This is a genomic window from Bacillus sp. SIMBA_008 (assembly GCF_046535495.1).
Classification (GTDB): Bacteria; Bacillota; Bacilli; order Bacillales; family Bacillaceae; genus Bacillus; species Bacillus subtilis.
In genome coordinates this window covers 1-276 of the sequence record NZ_JAWRWL010000381.1, presented here as the reverse complement: position 1 = coordinate 276, position 276 = coordinate 1, and the positions used below count along the sequence as shown (strand labels likewise).

The window sequence follows — 276 nt, the reverse complement described above, 5'->3', positions numbered from 1 at the left end:
ATCACGATACTAGAGGTTAAAATTAAACCAAACATATAATTGGCACCAAACGCAGATTCGAATAAACGACCGCCAGATACCATACCTGATGAGGTGTACAGTGTAAAGAAAATCATAATAATGACAGCCGAGACAGCTTTTAATAAAGTAGAAGAATCTCTAAATCGTTTGTCAAAAAAGTCTGGAATGGTGATCGCATCATCAGCAACCTCAGTATACGATCGTAAGCGAGGAGCTAAAAATAGATAATTCAAGTAAGCCCCGCTAATCAAACCA

Annotated in this window: 1 protein-coding gene; it reads right to left on the bottom strand. The window is 37.7% G+C overall.

What is annotated here, in order from left to right; all coding sequences use genetic code 11:
* Window positions 1–276 (bottom strand): sodium:solute symporter family transporter (locus tag SB658_RS23690; RefSeq protein WP_410602752.1); only part of this gene is annotated, 276 nt, incomplete at both ends.